The organism is Motilibacter deserti (assembly GCF_011250635.1).
GTDB lineage: Bacteria > Actinomycetota > Actinomycetes > Motilibacterales > Motilibacteraceae > Motilibacter_A > Motilibacter_A deserti.
Genome location: NZ_JAANNP010000001.1, coordinates 477364 through 493917, shown reverse-complemented (window position 1 = coordinate 493917; position 16554 = coordinate 477364). Strand labels below are relative to the sequence as shown.

Sequence of the window (16554 nt, the reverse complement as noted above, 5' to 3'; positions counted from 1 at the left end):
ACAGCGACGACCCGGACAGCGACGACCCGGACAGCGACGACGAGGACAGGGACGAGGGCGCGGACCCGAGCATGGCGATCGACGTCAACAACGAGTCCGGCGTCCCCGCCGACGAGGAGGCGCTCGTCGCGCTGGCGCGCACCGTCCTCGACGCGATGGGCATCCACCCGCTCGCCGAGCTGTCGATCCTGCTCGTCGACGTCGACACGATGGAGCGGCTGCACGTCCAGTGGATGGACGAGCCCGGCCCGACCGACGTGCTGTCCTTCCCGATGGACGAGCTGCGCCCGACCCGCGACGACGAGGAGCCCGAGCCCGGGCTGCTCGGCGACGTGGTGCTGTGCCCCGTCGTCGCGGAGAAGCAGGCCCGCCAGGCCGGGCACTCGACCGAGGACGAGCTGCACCTGCTGCTGACGCACGGGATCCTGCACCTGCTCGGCTACGACCACGCCGAGCCCGACGAGGAGCGGGAGATGTTCGGCCTGCAGCGCCAGCTGCTGACCGCCTGGCAGGAGCAGCGCCGGCGCACCGGAGGGCGGCTGTGACCTCCGGCGAGCTCTGGCTGCTCATCCTCGCAGCGGTCCTCGTGGTGACCGCCTCGGTCATCGCGATGGCCGAGTCCGCGCTCTCGCGCGTCAGCCGTATCCGCGTCGAGGAGATCGTCCGCGAGTCGCGCCGCGGCGCCGCCTCGCTGCAGGCGGTGGAGGCCGACCCGGCCCGCTACCTCAACGTGCTCACGTTCCTGCGCGGCGCGGGGGAGGTCCTCTCCGCGGTGCTCGTGACCTACGTCTGCGTCTCCGCGCTGGACACCACGGTCCAGGCGCTCGCCCTTGCCGGCGGGGCCATGCTCGTCGTGTCCTACGTCGTGGTAGGTGTCAGCCCGCGCACGCTCGGCCGCCAGCACGCCGACGCCGTCGCCCTGCTCTCGGCCGGCCCCACCCGCGCCGTCGCGCGCGTGCTCTCGCCGCTCACCTCGCTGCTGATCCTGCTGGGCAACGCCATCACCCCGGGCAAGGGCTTCGCCGACGGCCCGTTCGCCTCCGAGGCGGAGCTGCGCGACCTCGTCGACCTCGCCCAGGAGAACTCGGTCATCGAGGCCGACGAGCGGCAGATGATCCACTCGGTCTTCGAGCTCGGCGACACCATCGTGCGCGAGATCATGGTCCCCCGGACCGACATGGTCTTCATCGAGCGCGGCAAGACGCTGCGCCAGGCGCTCTCGCTCGCGCTGCGCAGCGGCTTCTCCCGGATCCCGGTGATCGGGGAGGGGCTGGACGACGTGGTGGGCGTGGTCTACCTCAAGGACCTGGCCAAGCGGACGCACGACTACCACCGCGGCGAGTCGACCGAGCGGGTCGAGTCCGTCATGCGCCCGGCGGCGTTCGTGCCCGAGAGCAAGCCGGTGGACTCCCTGCTGCGAGAGATGCAGGCCGACCGCAACCACATCGCGGTCGTCATCGACGAGTACGGCGGCACGGCGGGCCTGGTCACGATCGAGGACATCCTCGAGGAGATCGTCGGCGACATCAGCGACGAGTACGACCGCGGCCGGCCCGAGGTCGAGCACCTCGCCGAGGGGCGGCTGCGCGTCAGCGCCCGGCTCCACCTGGCCGAGCTCGGGGAGCTGGTCGGGGCCGAGCTGGAGGACGAGGACGTCGACACCGTCGGCGGGCTGCTCGCCAAGATGCTCGGCCGCGTGCCGATCCCCGGGGCCGAGGTCGAGGTCGAGGGCATCACGTTGACGGCCGAGGGGCTGGCGGGCCGGCGCAACCGGGTCGCGACCGTGCTGGTCGACCCCGGCGTCCGCGACACCCCGCAGAACGAGCGCGACGAGCGCGCAGCTGCGGCGGAGCCTCCCGCTGTCGAGGAGCGCGGGCGCCGCACGCCGAGCGGGGCCGACACCGGGGAGGAGGGTCGCGTACCCCTCGCGGAGGCCCCCCTCGCACAGACCCCTCCCGCGAGCACCCGAACCGACTCCCGATCCGAGCACGAGCAGGTGCAGGCATGACCCCCGACACGTCCGCCGAGGACGCCAAGCTGGTGACCCTCGCCCGGTCCGCCCGGGCCCGCCTCTCCGCCCTGGAGGGCGCGGCCGTACGCGACGGCGACGGCCGCACGTACTCCGCCACCACCGTCGAGCTGCCGTCCCTCGCGCTGAGCGCGCTGCAGGCGGCCGTCGCGCAGGCGTACGCCAGCGGCGCCCGCACGCTGGAGGCCGCGGTCGTCGTGACCGAGGCGGACGTGGTGGCGGACGACGACCTCGCCGCCGTGCGTGACCTCGGCGGCGTCGCCACCCCCGTCCATGTCGCGACGCCCGACGGCGTCGTGCAGAGGACGTCGCAGGCCGGCGTGGGCGCGTGAGCGAGCGCCCGCCCTACGACCCCGCGACGTTCGACCCCGGGGCGTACGACCCCACCGCGTACGACCCCGAGGACGTCGACGAGAGCCTCGACGAGGACCTTGACGACGACGACCTCGACGAGGACGCGGGCGCCGAGGACGTCGATGCGGACGACGACGATGCCGCAGCCGCCGCCACCGCAGCCGGTGGTGCCACGTCCGGCTCCGCCTCCGGGAGTGCCCGCTCATCCGGCTCCGCCTCCGGCGGACGGCCGGGCCACCGGTCCGGGTTCGCCTGCTTCGTCGGCCGTCCCAACGCCGGCAAGTCCACCCTGACCAACGCCCTCGTCGGTGAGAAGGTGGCGATCACCTCCAGCCGCCCGCAGACGACGCGCCACGCGATCCGCGGGATCGTGCACCGGCCGGACGCGCAGCTCGTGCTCGTGGACACGCCCGGCCTGCACCGGCCGCGGACCCTGCTGGGCGAGCGGCTCAACGACGTCGTGATGACGACGCTCGCCGAGGTCGACGTGGTCGGCTTCTGCCTGCCGGCCGACGAGCGGATCGGCCCTGGCGACCGCTGGATCGCCGGCGAGCTGGCCAAGGTCCGGCGTACTCCCAAGGTCGCCATCGTGACCAAGACCGACCGGGCACCGAAGGAGCGCATCGCCGAGCAGCTGCTGGCGGTCATGCGCCTCGGTGAGGAGACGGGCATCGAGTGGGCGCACGTCGTGCCCGTCTCAGCCGTGGCCGGCGAGCAGGTCGCGCTCCTCGCGGACCTGCTCACGGGCCTGCTGCCCGAGGGCCCGCCGTTCTACCCCGAGGGCGAGCTGACCGACGAGCCCGAGCAGGTCATGGTCGCCGAGCTCGTCCGCGAGGCCGCGCTCGAGGGGGTCCGGGACGAGCTCCCGCACTCCATCGCCGTGGTCGTGGAGGAGATGTCCTACCGGGAAGGCCGGCCTGAGGACCGGCCGCTGATCGACATCATGGCCACGCTCTACGTCGAGCGGCCCAGCCAGAAGGCGATCGTCATCGGCACCCGTGGGACCCGGCTGCGCGACGTCGGCGCGGCGGCCCGGGCCCAGATCGAGGCGCTCTTCGGCGCTCCCGTCTACCTCGACGTCCGGGTCAAGGTCGCGAAGGACTGGCAGCGCGACCCGCGCCAGCTGTCCCGCCTGGGGTTCTGACCGCCCCCCGCGGGATGTGAGGCGCGTCCTTTTTCGCGAGCTTCGCGCGGCGCTGTCCGCACTTCCCCCGCCGGGTCTGGAAGACTTGCGCTTTGAGGTGGCGTCCGCCGGCGTCGCCTCCTTCGATCTCGGTCAGGAGCGCTGCATGCCTCTCCCACGTCCCGTCGCGCGCGCGGCCGCCTCGACCGCCGTGGCCCTCGTCGCAGCAGGCCTCACCGTCCCCGCGGTCACGGTGGCGGCCAGCTCCGCGGGCGCGGCGGACGGGCGTTCCGCGGCCAGCGCCACGGGTGGCAGCGTCTTCGTCTGGTACGACGACGCCGCGACGCCGGCCGACCGGGCCGTGGCGCGTGCCTCGGTCTCGGCCGCCGCGGGCACCACCGCCTCCGGCGCGGGCTCCACCACCGAGGTCGTCCCGGTGCCCGCGGGCGCGTCGGCGTCGGCGGTGGCGGCGGAGCTCCGGTCCCAGCCGGGCGTGCGGTTCGCGGTCCCGGACCTTCGCGTGAAGCGCGACGCCCCGCCGGACTACCTCGGCTCCGGGCGGCTCTGGGGCCTGCGCAACGACGCCCAGTCGGTGCCGGGGCTGGAGCAGCAGGGGTCGGTGAAGGGGACGTTCAACGTCGACGTGGACGCGCCCGAGGCGTGGCAGACCACGACGGGCACGAGGTCCACCGTCGTCGCGGTCATCGACACCGGGGTCGACATCACCCACCCTGACATCGCGCCGAGCATCTGGGTCAACCCCAAGCCCGCGACGTCCGGTGCCTACCGCGGTGACGTCAACGGCTGGGACTTCTGCCACGACGACGCGACCGTCTACGACGCCGACGAGTACTACGAGTCCGGGGGCGTTCGCGAGCTCAACGACCTGCACGGCACGCACGTCGCCGGCACGATCGCCGCGTCGAACGACGGCGTCGGCGTGACCGGGGTGGCCCCCGGCGTCACCGTGATGCCGCTCAAGGCGATCGGCACCAAGGTCAACGGCGACGTCTGCGGCTCCAACGAGATCCTCGAGGCGCTGATGTACGCCGCCCGCCACGGCGCGAAGGTCGTCAACGCCAGCTGGGAGATCGAGGCGACCACCACTCGCGACCGGGCCGAGCTCGACTCCATCATGACCGCCCTCGGCCGCGAGTACGGCATGGTCATCGTCGCGGCCGCCGGCAACGGCGTCGTCGACGAGGACGGCAACCTCATGCGGGTCGACATCGACGCCGCGCTCCGCGCGCAGGCCGCCGGTGCCCGTGACGTCGCGGTGCCCTACCCGGCCGCCTCGACGGCCTCGAACGTCATCACGGTCGCCGCCGTCGACAACCGCGGCCGGCTCGCGTCGTTCTCGAACTACGGGCGGCGCAGCGTCGACATCGGTGCTCCCGGCGTGTCCATCTGGAGCACAGCTCCGGGCGTGCTGTCCGGCGGCAACTACGACCAGGCCTACATCTACGAGGACGGCACCTCCATGGCCGCCCCCCACGTGACCGGCGAGGCCGCGCTGCTCCTGAGCAAGGGCAAGCTGCCGGCAGCGAGCGTCGTGCAGCGCATCGTCGCCGGTCGCAAGCCGGTGGCCGCCCTGGCCGGGCGCACCGTCAGCGGAGGCATCGCGAGCGCCTACCGCGGCCTGCGGCCCTGGAGCGCCCTGCTCGCCTCGGGCACGTCCCCGGTCCGGGCCGGCCGCACAGCGGTCCTGACCGCCCGGCTCGTCGACGGGGTCACCTGGGCCCCGCGCGCGGCGCGGCGCGTGACGCCGTGCCAGCGCCCGGTCGGCACCTCCCGCTGGTCGTGCGGCAAGCCCGTCGTCACCGACGAGCGCGGCGTCGCCCAGCTGCGCACCGCCGTGCGCGTGCCCACTGAGTTCCAGTGGCGCTTCGCCGGCGCCAGCGGCGCCCCCGCCGCCCGCAGCGGGGTCGTCCGGGTGCGCACCACGCGCTAGCCCTCCCCGCCCTGGCGCCCCGGCCCGGTCCCCTCGTGGGGGCCGGGCCGTCGTCGTACCGGGGCACGAAACCAGGTCGGCCAGGCCCGCGTCGACCCGTGCCCGCGGCTGGACCGGTGCGGCCTCCGTCCGGAGGGCGGTGGGCGAGTGGCAGACCGGACGAGGCGTGGCCTACCGTAGGGGGCATGGCGCGCACCCTCCTCCGTGGAGACCTCCTCCTTAGCCGCCGCGACGAGGCCCTCTGACAGGCCGGCCCCTCGTCGCGGAGCCGCGCATGCCCGGCCGCCCGTTCCGGAGCGAGACGAGGGACCCGTGAGGAATCAACAGCAGCCTTCGCCGATGCCGTACTCCCGGTATTCGGCCTATTCGAGCTTCCAGCCGATCGAGCTGGAGGACCGCACCTGGCCGTCGAGGACGATCACCGAGGCGCCGCAGTGGTGCTCGGTCGACCTGCGCGACGGCAACCAGGCGCTGATCGACCCGATGAGCCCGGCTCGCAAGCGCAAGATGTTCGAGCTGCTGGTGTCGATGGGCTACAAGGAGATCGAGGTCGGCTTCCCGTCGGCCAGCCAGACCGACTTCGACTTCGTCCGGGAGCTGATCGAGGAGGACCTCGTCCCGGACGACGTCGTCATCCAGGTGCTGACCCAGTGCCGTGAGCACCTCATCGAGCGGACGTTCGAGGCCATCCGCGGTGCGGACCAGGCCGTCGTCCACTTCTACAACTCCACCTCCGCCCTGCAGCGGCGGGTCGTGTTCAACGCCGACCTCGAGGGCATCTGCTCGATCGCGACGATGGGCGCGCAGCTGTGCCGCAAGTACGCCGAGAACCTCACCGGCACCGACGTCTACTTCGAGTACTCCCCGGAGTCCTACACCGGCACCGAACTCGAGTTCGCCCTTCGGGTGTGTGACGCGGTGAACGACGTCCTGGCGCCGACGCCGGACCGCAAGACCATCATCAACCTGCCGGCCACGGTCGAGATGGCGACGCCCAACGTCTATGCCGACTCCATCGAGTGGATGCACCGTCGGCTGGCCTACCGCGACAGCGTGACGCTCTCCCTGCACCCGCACAACGACCGTGGGACGGGCGTGGCCGCCGCCGAGCTCGGCTATCTGGCCGGCGCGGACCGCATCGAGGGGACGCTGTTCGGCAACGGCGAGCGCACGGGCAACGTCTGCCTGGTGACGCTGGGAATGAACCTCTTCTCCCAGGGCGTCGACCCCATGATCGACTTCTCGAACATCGACGAGATCCGCCGCACCGTCGAGTACTGCAACCAGCTGCCGGTGGGCGAGCGCCACCCGTACGGCGGCGACCTGGTCTTCACGGCGTTCAGCGGCTCGCACCAGGACGCGATCAACAAGGGCCTCGCGGCGATGGAGCGCGACGCGGCCGCGGCGGGCGTCCCGGTCGGGCAGTTCCGCTGGGAGGTGCCCTACCTGCCCATCGACCCGAAGGACGTCGGCCGCAGCTACGAGGCGGTCATCCGGCTGAACTCCCAGTCCGGCAAGGGCGGCGTGGCCTACATCATGAAGTCCGAGCACTCGCTCGACCTGCCGCGCCGGCTGCAGATGGAGTTCAGCCAGGTCGTCCAGCGCCACACCGACGCCGAGGGCGGCGAGGTCGCGCCGGCCAAGATCTGGGACATCTTCCAGGACGAGTACCTCCCGAACCCCGCGGCGCCGTGGGGCCGGCTGAGCCTGCTCGGCCACCACACCTCGGCGGCGGAGGGCGAGCGCGACTCGCTGCGGGCGAGCGTCCGGCTCGACGGCAACGAGGTCGAGCTCGAGGGCATCGGCAACGGCCCGATCGCGGCGTTCACGCAGGCTCTGTCCACCGTGGGCATCGACATCCGGGTCCTGGACTACGCCGAGCACGCGCTCTCGGCCGGTGGCGACGCGCGGGCCGCGGCGTACCTCGAATGCGCCGTCGGCGACCGGGTGCTGTGGGGTGTCGGCATCGACGCGAACATCGTGACGGCGTCGCTGCGGGCGCTCGTGTCGGCCGTCAACCGGGCGACGACCCCGCGCTGACGCCGCTGAGCCGGCGCTGAGCCCACTCCTGCGCGATCTTGCCCGGGCGTCGTCGGCACGGCGGCGCCCGGGCGGTCGGCAGGGCGTGGCAGCATGGGGAGTGTGGGCCTCTACCGGGACGAGGGTGTCGTGCTGCGCACCCAGAAGCTCGGGGAAGCCGACCGGATCGTCACGCTGCTGACCCGTGAGACCGGCCGGATCCGGGCCGTGGCCAAGGGGGTCCGCCGCACGTCGTCGAAGTTCGGCGGGCGGCTCGAGCCCTTCATGCACGTCGACCTGCAGCTGCACACCGGGCGCTCGCTGGACATCGTCACGCAGGCCGAGACGATCACCCCGTTCGCCGCGGTGCTCGGCGGTGACTACGCGCGCTACACCGCAGGGACCGCGATGCTCGAGGCCGTCGAGCGGCTGACCGACGCCGAGCGCGAGCCCGCCGTGCAGCACTACCTGCTGCTCGTCGGGGCGCTGCGCTCGCTGGCGGCGGCCGAGCACGACCCGGGGCTGATCCTCGACGCGTTCCTCGTCCGCTCGCTCGCGGTCGCGGGCTACGCGCCGAGCTTCGACGCCTGCACGGGCTGCGGGCTGGCGGGCCCGCACGGCGCGTTCGCGGTGGCCGCCGGCGGCTCGGTCTGCCCCGACTGCCGACCCGTCGGCTCGGCGGCCCCCGCGCCGGCGACGCTGGCCCTGCTCGGGGCGCTGCTGACGGGGGACTGGGCGAGCGCGGACGCGAGCGAGGATCGCGCCCGCCGGGAAGGGCACGGGCTGGTGGCGGCGTACCTCAATTGGCATCTCGAGCGCGGCCTGCGCTCGCTGCGGCTCGTGGAGCGCGTGTGAGCCCGCGCGCGTCCCGGCGCGCCCGGCGCACCCCCGAGCCCCCGCCGCCGCACCCGTCGGGCGCCCGACCGCCGAGCGTGCCGGCCGAGCTGGTCCCGCAGCACGTCGCCGTCGTCATGGACGGCAACGGGCGCTGGGCCAAGCAGCGCGGCCTGCCGCGGACCAAGGGCCACGAGGTGGGGGAGGCGAGCCTCTTCGACGTCGTGTGCGGCGCGATCGAGATCGGCGTCAAGAACGTCTCCGCCTACGCCTTCTCGACCGAGAACTGGCGGCGCTCGCCCGACGAGGTCAAGTTCCTCATGAGCTACAGCCGGGACGTGCTGCGCGCCCGGCGTGACGAGATGGACGCCATGGGCGTTCGGGTGCGCTGGGCGGGGCGCCGGCCGCGGCTGTGGAAGAGCGTCATCTCCGAGCTGGAGGTGGCGCAGGAGCAGACCCGCGACAACGACGTGCTGACGCTGACGATGTGCGTCAACTACGGCGGCCGGGCCGAGATCGGCGACGCCGCGCGTGCCCTCGCCGAGGACGTCGCGGCGGGCCGGCTCGACCCGCGCAAGGTCGACGAGAAGCTCTTCGCGCGCTACCTCTACGACCCGCAGATGCCCGACGTCGACCTGTTCGTGCGCTCCAGCGGCGAGCAGCGGACGTCGAACTTCCTGCTCTGGCAGTCGGCCTACGCGGAGATGGTCTTCCTCGACACGCTCTGGCCCGACTTCGACCGCCGGCACCTGTGGCAGGCGATCGAGGAGTACGCCCGGCGCGACCGTCGCTACGGCGGTGCCCAGCCGAACCTCCAGGCCGAGGGCACGACGGCCGGCGCCGCGGCAGCCGGGGCCGCGGCCGCCAACGGCACGGCGCCCGACGCCTCGCCCGAGGCCGTGCCCGACGGTGCGCCTGCCTGACGGCGGCCCGCCCGGCGCCGGCTCGCGGCCGGGCCGCCGCCCGATGACACCGCACGGCCACGGCCACTCCCACGACGTGGGCCGCCCCGGCGGCCGGCGCAGACGCGAGCCCGCGGACCCGCGGCAGGCCTCGCTCGTCCGCGCCGTCCTGGCCGCGGCGGTGGCCGTCGCGACGATCGCGACCGTCGTCGGCCTGGTGCTGCTCTGGCCGCGCGGTGAGCGCCCGACGGCCCCCTCCGCGCTCGGCACGGCGAACGGCCTGCAGCTCGTCGACGGCACCGTCGCGTCGGTGCGCCCCTACGACTGCACCAGCACCGGCGACGCGGCCGCGGCCCCCGACGCGCCCGCGGTCACCTGCGCATACGCCATGGTGGCCCTGCCCGGACGCGACGGGGTGGAGGTCGACCTCGCCCCCGACGTGGTCCAGTCGGGCGTCTCGCCCGGGGACCGCGTACGCCTCGCCCACGTGCCGGCGTCCGCCGACGCCCCGGAGACGTGGCTCTTCCTCGACTTCGTGCGCGGCCTGCCGCTGGCCGCGCTGGCGATCAGCTTCGCCCTGCTCGTCGTGCTCGTCGCCCGGCTGCGTGGGCTGGCCGCGCTCGTCGGCCTCGTCGTCACGGGCATCGCGGTCCTGGAGTTCATGCTTCCGGCGCTGCTCGTCGGGCGCGACCCGTTGCTGGTCGGCGTCGTCGGCAGCTCCGCGATCCTGCTCGTGGTGCTCTACCTCGCCCACGGGGTCTCGGTGCGCACGACGACCGCGCTGCTGGGGACGCTCTTCGGCGTCGCGCTCACCGCGCTGCTCGCGACCTGGGCCGGTGCGGCGGCGCACCTGACCGGGGTCGGGTCCGAGGGCGACGCGAGCCTGGTGTCCCTCGCGGGCCAGATCGACCTGTCCGGGCTGCTCGTCTGCGGCGTGGTCCTCGCCGGGCTCGGGGTGCTCAACGACGTGACCATCACGCAGGCCTCGGCCGTGTGGGAGCTGCACGAACTGCAGCCCGGGCTGTCGGCCCGGCGGCTCTTCGGCTCGGCGATGCGGATCGGCCGTGACCACATCGCGTCGACCGTCTACACGATCGTCTTCGCGTACGCCGGGGCCGCGCTCCCCGTGCTGCTGCTCATCGAGCTGTCCACCGCGCCGCTGAGCCAGGTCGTGGTGAGCGGGGACGTCGCCGCCGAGGTGGTGCGCTCGCTCGTCGGTGCGATCGGGCTGGTGCTCGCCGTGCCGTTGACGACCGGGCTCGGAGTGCTGGTCGTACGTCTCACCGCGCGCCGACCGGCCGGCTGAGCGCCGCTCGCGGTCGCTCGTCACGCGGCCGCCGATCGACCGCCCACAGCCAGCTCGTGCGCCCGGAGCCGCGGCCGCGACCGGGGCACCAAGGGCTCGCCGCGCTCAGGCGCCCTTCGCGCAGGCCGGGCAGGTCCCGAAGATCTCGACGGTGTGCGCGATGTCGACGAAGCCGTTCTTCGCGGCGATCGAGTCGGCCCAGCGCTCCACGGACGGCCCCTCGACCTCGACGGTCCGACCGCAGTGGCGGCAGACGAGGTGGTGGTGGTGGCCGGTGCTGCAGCGGCGGTAGACCGCCTCGCCGTCGTCGCGGCGCAGCACGTCGACCTCGCCGGCCTCGGCCAGCCCCTGCAGCGTCCGGTAGACCGTCGTGAGCCCGACGGCCTCGCCGCGCTCGCGCAGGAGGGCGTGCAGGTCCTGGGCGCTGCGGAACTCGTCGGTCTCGTCGAGGACGGCGGAGACCGCGCTGCGCTGCCGCGTGCTGCGGCGGGGAGCCCCCGTCGTGCTCTCGTTCACGTCGCTTCCCTTCTCTGCTGACCCTTCAGCATGCCCGACGCCGGCGGCATTCCGACTGCCCGCTCCGCCATATCCCTCACAGCTCTGCGACGCGAAGCCCGATCGCACCGAGCATCAGCACCACCAGCGCCACCCGCCCCGCGCGGCCGCCCGCAGTCGCCAGCGGCCAGGAGAGGTAGCCGAGCCAGCCGACGAAGGCCAGCACGAGCAGCAGGCAGAGGATCCCCAGCAGCGGCGGCGACGCCAGGCCGGACACCAGGAGCACGCCGAGCACGACCGGCAGCACGGCACGCGGCAGACGGCTCACGGCGGCGAGCGGCTGGGCGCTGCGCTTGCTCACGGCCCGGCGCAGCGGGCCGCCCGTCACCTCGCCACCCGTGGCGGAGGTGCCCGTGGCGGAGGTACTGGCGGCGGAGCGTGCTGCCGGTCGTGGGCGACGGGCGGGCGCGGGGGCACCGGTGCGCGCGGCCCCGCGCGCGTCGGCGTTCCGACGGGGGGCCGGGCGCCGCCCGGCGGGACGTCTCTTCGGCATCTGCCGCATCGTGCCGCATCCGACCCGCTCACGGGGCCGCGGCTCGCCCGCCCGCGCGGCACGATGCGCGGATGCTCGCAGTCACGGACGACGGGCTCGCGCGCCGTGCGGCACGATGCGCGGATGCTCGCAGTCACGCGCCACCGCGTACCTCCCGAGGAGGGGGCGGCCTTCCTCGACTCGGCGCGCACCGCCCTCGCCGTCCTCGCCGCCCGGCCCGGCTTCCGGCGCGGCACCGTGGGCCGCGCGACCGACGACCCCGCGCTGTGGGCGCTGACGACCGAGTGGGAGTCGGTGGGTGCCTACCGGCGGGCGCTGTCGGCGTACGAGGTGAAGGTCTCCGCCGTGCCGGTGCTCGCCACCGCGATCGACGAGCCGACGGCCTACGAGGTGCTGCTGAGCCACGACGACGACGGCGGGACGGAGGGCACGACGCGGCTGGCGGCGGACGCCGGTAGCGTCGGAATCGGGTCGGCGAGCGCTCCGGGGGTGGCCGTCGACCTGCCTCCTGCGCGGGGCGACGGCGTGTTCGGGCAGGGCCCTGCCGAGCGGTAGCCTGTCCCGCCTGCCCGCCGACCGCCAGCCGGATGGAGAACCTCCGTGGCCACCGACGCCAAGATCGACACCATCGTCAGCCTCGCCAAGCGCCGGGGTTTCGTCTACCCCAGCAGCGAGATCTACGGGGGCACCCGCTCGGCGTGGGACTACGGGCCGCTCGGCGTCGAGCTCAAGGAGAACGTCCGGCGGCAGTGGTGGCGCACGATGGTCCAGCAGCGCGAGGACATCGTCGGCCTGGACTCCTCGGTCATCCTCGCCCGCGAGGTGTGGACCGCCTCGGGCCACGTCGAGGCCTTCGTCGACCCGCTGACCGAGTGCCAGGCCTGCCACAAGCGGTTCCGCTCGGACCAGCTGGAGGAGGCGTACGAGGCCAAGCACGGCAGGCTGCCGGAGAAGGGCCTCTCCGACGTCAACTGCCCGAACTGCGGCACGAAGGGCGCGTTCACGGAGCCGCGCATGTTCAACGGCCTGCTGAAGACGTATCTCGGCCCGGTCGAGGACGAGGAGGGCCTGCACTACCTGCGGCCCGAGACCGCGCAGGGCATCTTCGTCAACTTCATGAACGTCATGCAGTCGGCCCGGCGCAAGCCGCCCTTCGGCATCGCCCAGACCGGCAAGTCGTTCCGCAACGAGATCACGCCGGGCAACTTCATCTTCCGCACCCGCGAGTTCGAGCAGATGGAGATGGAGTTCTTCGTCGAGCCGGGCACGGACGAGCAGTGGCACGAGTACTGGCTCCAGGAGCGCTGGAACTGGTACCTCGGGCTCGGCCTCACCGAGTCGAACATGCGCTTCTACGAGCACCCCAAGGAGAAGCTCTCCCACTACTCGAAGCGCACCGTGGACATCGAGTACAAGTTCCGATTCGGCGGCACCGAGTTCGCCGAGCTCGAGGGCATCGCCAACCGCACGGACTTCGACCTGAAGACGCACGCGAAGCACTCCGGCACCGACCTGTCGTACTTCGACGCGGACAAGGGCGAGCGCTGGGTGCCGTACGTCATCGAGCCCGCCGCCGGCCTCACCCGCGCCACGCTGGCGTTCCTGCTCGACGCCTACGCCGAGGACGAGGCGCCGAACGCCAAGGGTGTCCTGGAGAAGCGCACGGTCCTTCGCCTCGACCCGCGCCTCTCGCCGGTCAAGGTCGCCGTGCTCCCGCTCTCGCGCAACGCCGCCCTCTCGCCGAAGGCGCGCGACCTCGCCGCGACCCTGCGCAAGTCCTGGAACGTCGAGTTCGACGACGCCGGCGCCATCGGCCGTCGCTACCGCCGCCAGGACGAGATCGGCACGCCGTTCTGCGTGACCGTCGACTTCGACACGCTCGAGGACGACGCCGTGACGGTCCGGGACCGCGACACGATGACGCAGGAGCGCGTGTCGCTGTCGCAGGTCGAGGGTTGGCTGGCCGGGCGCCTGCTGGGCTGCTGACCCGCCGCCCGGCCCGCCGGCTCGCACCCGCTCCGGTCCCCAAGGCCGCGCGCGCCTCGTTTGGCAGAATGCCGCATTCATGCGAACCTATCGCGTGAATGCGGCATTCTGCCAAACCGGGGTTGTATGAGTGCGGCATTCTGCCAATCGTGGGCTGCGCGAGTGTGGTGCTCTGCCGATGGGCGCGGCATGAGTGCGGCATTCTGCCAATCCCGGCTAGTGAGTGCAGCACTCTGCCAACGCGGGCGGCGGAGGTGCGACGGCGCGCTAATGCGTGGGTGGGTCGAGGTGTGCCCGCTGCTCAGGGAGCGCGGCGGATGTCGGGGCGCGGCCTCCCGGCGGCTCGTTCCAGGGTCTCGCCCACGAGCCGGGCGAAGGAAGCCCGATCGCGGCGGACGTCGCCGGGTGCTACCGGAACGACGAGTGCCCCGGCGGACGCCAGCTTCGCCTGCCGGCGCTGGGTGCGCTTGTAGTCGGCGGCCGTGAAGTGGAACTCCATCGAGTCGATCTCGAGCGCGACGGCCACGTCGTCGTACCAGCCGTCGACGACGCCGAGGAACTCGCCGTGCGCGTCGTAGAGCGCGACGTTCCACTCGGGCAGCCGGACGCCCCCGGCAAGCAGTGCGCTGCGCGCGTCGGCCTCCGCGGACGAGCGCACTCCGACGAGCACCTCCTCGAGCGCCATCCGGGCCAGGGCTGACCCGCGCCGCTGTCCGGCCGCGAGCTCACGGGCCAGGTCGAGGGGATCGCACCGGAGCCGTTGCACGCTCTCCGCGACGAGAGCTCGCACGTCATCGAGGCCCTTCGTACGCCGCGCCTCGTCGATGACGGCACGGGCGACCGGTGCGAGGGGAAGCCGTGCCTGCTGGACGGCGACGGGCAGCCGCCAGGTGCGCTCGACGACGACGAAGCCGGACGAGGACCGGTGCTGTGTCTGCGGGACCAGCACGTGGACCGAAGCAGCGGCGCGGGAGCGGGCGCCGTACGTCTCCAGGGCGGTCGCGCCGGTGAGCACGGCGTCGGGGCCGGCGTACTTGAGCGCTGCCACCAGCTGCTGCCGCCGGGTGAGCCGCCCGTTGTGCGCCAGCACGATGCCCGGCAAGCCGCGTTGCCACGGCCCTCCCGGACGGCACTTGTGTCCGACACTCGAGAGCGGCACACCGAGCTCCTGCAGCTCCGCGTGGGACATGACGCCGTCGTCGCGCTGGATCAACAGATCGAGCGCCACGGTGTCGACTCGCTGGCTCGGACGTGGCATGACCGCAGCTTGGACGGTCGTGCCGCCGGTCGAGGGGGCGTCGCGCTCGACTGTGGACTCATGCTCATCCGCTGCCGTCCTGTGGACGACGCGCCCGGGCGCCCTCGTGGCCGGCTCAGTGGTGCGAGGCGCGAGATGACCGTCGCCCGCTCTCGCAGATCGGATGAATGCCACATCGTCGCAAGTTGCGCTCCGATGAATGCGCCACTGCGACGAACCTATTCGCAGAAGGCGACATTCATACGACCGAGCCCGGCGGGCACGGGCGGGCGTGGCTGCGGGCGGGCGTAGCGTCGGCCGTAGGGCGCGCGGAGGGCCTGCGGCCGACGCCCTTGGCACACTGGACACATGAGCACGTACGCCCCGGACACGCCGACGCGCGCCGAGCCGCAGGCGGCCCGGGACCGCGCCGAGCCGCAGGCGGCCCGGGACTGCGCCGAGCCGCAGGCGGCCCGGGACCGCGCCGAGCCGCAGGCGGCCCGGGACTGCGCCGAGCCGCAGGCGGCCCGGGACCGCGCCGAGCCGCAGGCAGCCCGGGGCCGCGTCGAGCTGGAGCCGACGCCGGCGCGCCCGGTCGCCCCACCGCTACGGCTGGGACGCCTCGAGGTGGGTCTGCCGGTGGTGCTCGCGCCCATGGCCGGGATCACCAACGCGCCGTACCGCCAGCTGTGCCGGGAGGCCGCGGGCGGGCGGGGGCTGTTCGTCAGCGAGATGATCACCAGCCGGGGGCTCGTGGAGGGCGACCGGGAGACGCTGCACCTGCTCAAGCCGGGCCCGGACGAGGTGCCGCGCAGCGTGCAGCTGTACGGCGTGGACCCCTACTACGTCGGCGAGGCCGTCCGGATCCTGGTCGACGAGCACGGCGTCGACCACGTGGACCTGAACTTCGGCTGCCCGGTCCCGAAGATCACGAAGAAGGGCGGCGGCGCGGCGCTGCCGTGGAAGCGCGGCCTGCTGCGCGACGTGCTGAGGGCGGCGGTCATGGGCGGGCAGGGCGCTCCGGTCACGCTGAAGACCCGCAAGGGCCTCGACGACCACCTGCTGACCTACCTCGACGCCGGGCGCATCGCGCAGGACGAGGGGTGCGCCGCGATCGCGCTGCACGCGCGCACGGCGATCCAGGGCTACTCGGGCACGGCCGACTGGGACGCGATCGCGCGGCTCAAGGAGGCCGTGGACATCCCGGTCCTCGGCAACGGGGACATCTGGGAGGCGTCCGACGCCGTGCGGATGGTCGAGCAGACCGGCTGCGACGGGGTGGTCGTGGGCCGGGGCTGCCTGGGGCGCCCGTGGCTGTTCGCCGACCTCGCCGCCGCCTTCGACGGCCGGCCCCACACCGCGCTGCCGCGGCTGAAGGACGTGGCCGAGATGGTCCGCCGGCACGCCGAGCTGCTCACCGCGTGGACGGGGGAGGAGCGCGGCCTTCGCGAGCTGCGCAAGTTCATGGCCTGGAGCTTCAAGGGGTTCGCCGTCGGCTCCACCCTGCGGCAGCAATTGGGGCTCGTGTCGAGCCTGGCCGAGCTGGACGACCTCCTCGGCCAGCTCGACACCGATCAGCCGTTCCCTGAAGCAGAGCTCGGGCGTCCGCGGGGGCGCACCAGCCCGCAGAAGCGGCTCGTCCTCCCCGAGGGCTGGCTGGACGACGCCGACACCGCGTGCGTGGCGCTGGAGGCCGACGAGGAGCTGGCGGTCTCGGGCGGCTGAACCGTCCCCGGCTCGGGGTACGTTCTGCGCCGGTACCCGA

Annotated in this window: 15 protein-coding genes; 12 read left to right on the top strand and 3 right to left on the bottom strand. The window is 73.5% G+C overall.

Annotated elements, in window-relative coordinates:
• Nucleotides 1–71: 71 nt before the first annotated feature.
• The 9 genes from ybeY (at nucleotide 72) to G9H71_RS02255 (ending at nucleotide 10518) form a co-directional block, all read left to right on the top strand.
• Nucleotides 72–545, top strand: a complete 474-nt coding sequence (ybeY, locus tag G9H71_RS02295; protein WP_166278949.1) for an rRNA maturation RNase YbeY — start codon at nucleotides 72–74, stop codon at nucleotides 543–545.
• Nucleotides 542–2008, top strand: a complete 1467-nt coding sequence (locus tag G9H71_RS02290) for a hemolysin family protein (protein ID WP_166277164.1) — start codon at nucleotides 542–544, stop codon at nucleotides 2006–2008. Before ybeY ends, G9H71_RS02290 begins: the two co-directional genes overlap by 4 nt.
• The gene (locus G9H71_RS02285) at nucleotides 2005–2361 is read left to right on the top strand and encodes a cytidine/deoxycytidylate deaminase family protein (RefSeq protein ID WP_166277161.1); all 357 of its coding nucleotides are present in this window, start codon (nucleotides 2005–2007) and stop codon (nucleotides 2359–2361) included. Before G9H71_RS02290 ends, G9H71_RS02285 begins: the two co-directional genes overlap by 4 nt.
• Nucleotides 2358–3527 carry a GTPase Era gene (gene era, locus G9H71_RS02280; RefSeq protein ID WP_166277158.1) on the top strand — a complete coding sequence of 390 codons (1170 nt, stop codon included), beginning with the start codon at nucleotides 2358–2360 and terminating at the stop codon, nucleotides 3525–3527. Before G9H71_RS02285 ends, era begins: the two co-directional genes overlap by 4 nt.
• Nucleotides 3528–3672: 145 nt before the next feature.
• On the top strand, nucleotides 3673–5457 hold the full coding sequence (locus tag G9H71_RS02275; RefSeq protein WP_166277155.1) for a S8 family serine peptidase: 1785 nt from the start codon (nucleotides 3673–3675) through the stop codon (nucleotides 5455–5457).
• Between the two features lie 339 nt (nucleotides 5458–5796).
• Nucleotides 5797–7497, top strand: coding sequence for a 2-isopropylmalate synthase (gene leuA, locus G9H71_RS02270; protein WP_166277152.1), 1701 nt, complete (start codon nucleotides 5797–5799; stop codon nucleotides 7495–7497).
• A 102-nt stretch (nucleotides 7498–7599) separates the two neighbouring features.
• Nucleotides 7600–8331 (top strand): DNA repair protein RecO, encoded by a 732-nt coding sequence (gene recO, locus G9H71_RS02265; RefSeq protein WP_166277149.1) that lies wholly within the window; start codon nucleotides 7600–7602, stop codon nucleotides 8329–8331.
• Nucleotides 8328–9233, top strand: coding sequence for an isoprenyl transferase (locus tag G9H71_RS02260; RefSeq protein ID WP_331272689.1), 906 nt, complete (start codon nucleotides 8328–8330; stop codon nucleotides 9231–9233). Before recO ends, G9H71_RS02260 begins: the two co-directional genes overlap by 4 nt.
• The gene (locus tag G9H71_RS02255; protein WP_331272688.1) at nucleotides 9220–10518 is read left to right on the top strand and encodes a YibE/F family protein; all 1299 of its coding nucleotides are present in this window, start codon (nucleotides 9220–9222) and stop codon (nucleotides 10516–10518) included. The genes G9H71_RS02260 and G9H71_RS02255 overlap by 14 nt, the downstream gene beginning before the upstream one ends.
• A 105-nt stretch (nucleotides 10519–10623) precedes the next feature.
• On the opposite strand, the gene G9H71_RS02250 is transcribed toward G9H71_RS02255, so the two are convergent.
• Nucleotides 10624–11034 (bottom strand): Fur family transcriptional regulator, encoded by a 411-nt coding sequence (locus G9H71_RS02250; RefSeq protein ID WP_166277140.1) that lies wholly within the window; start codon nucleotides 11032–11034, stop codon nucleotides 10624–10626.
• 76 nt (nucleotides 11035–11110) lie between these two features.
• On the bottom strand, nucleotides 11111–11401 hold the full coding sequence (locus tag G9H71_RS02245; protein ID WP_166277137.1) for a DUF6703 family protein: 291 nt from the start codon (nucleotides 11399–11401) through the stop codon (nucleotides 11111–11113).
• Nucleotides 11402–11689: 288 nt separating this feature from the next.
• On the opposite strand from G9H71_RS02245, the gene G9H71_RS02240 reads away from it, so the two are divergent.
• Entirely contained in the window at nucleotides 11690–12121 is a 432-nt protein-coding gene (locus tag G9H71_RS02240; RefSeq protein WP_166277133.1) for an antibiotic biosynthesis monooxygenase family protein, read from the top strand.
• Nucleotides 12122–12166: 45 nt separating this feature from the next.
• Nucleotides 12167–13552 (top strand): glycine--tRNA ligase, encoded by a 1386-nt coding sequence (locus tag G9H71_RS02235; protein WP_166277129.1) that lies wholly within the window; start codon nucleotides 12167–12169, stop codon nucleotides 13550–13552.
• A gap of 301 nt (nucleotides 13553–13853) precedes the next feature.
• Here G9H71_RS02235 and G9H71_RS02230 read toward each other — a convergent pair whose 3' ends face one another.
• On the bottom strand, nucleotides 13854–14810 hold the full coding sequence (locus G9H71_RS02230; RefSeq protein ID WP_166277126.1) for a type IV toxin-antitoxin system AbiEi family antitoxin: 957 nt from the start codon (nucleotides 14808–14810) through the stop codon (nucleotides 13854–13856).
• Nucleotides 14811–15158: 348 nt separating this feature from the next.
• On the opposite strand from G9H71_RS02230, the gene dusB reads away from it, so the two are divergent.
• A complete protein-coding gene (gene dusB, locus G9H71_RS02225) occupies nucleotides 15159–16514 on the top strand; it encodes a tRNA dihydrouridine synthase DusB (protein ID WP_166277123.1) in 1356 nt (451 codons plus the stop codon).
• Nucleotides 16515–16554 lie beyond the last annotated feature (40 nt).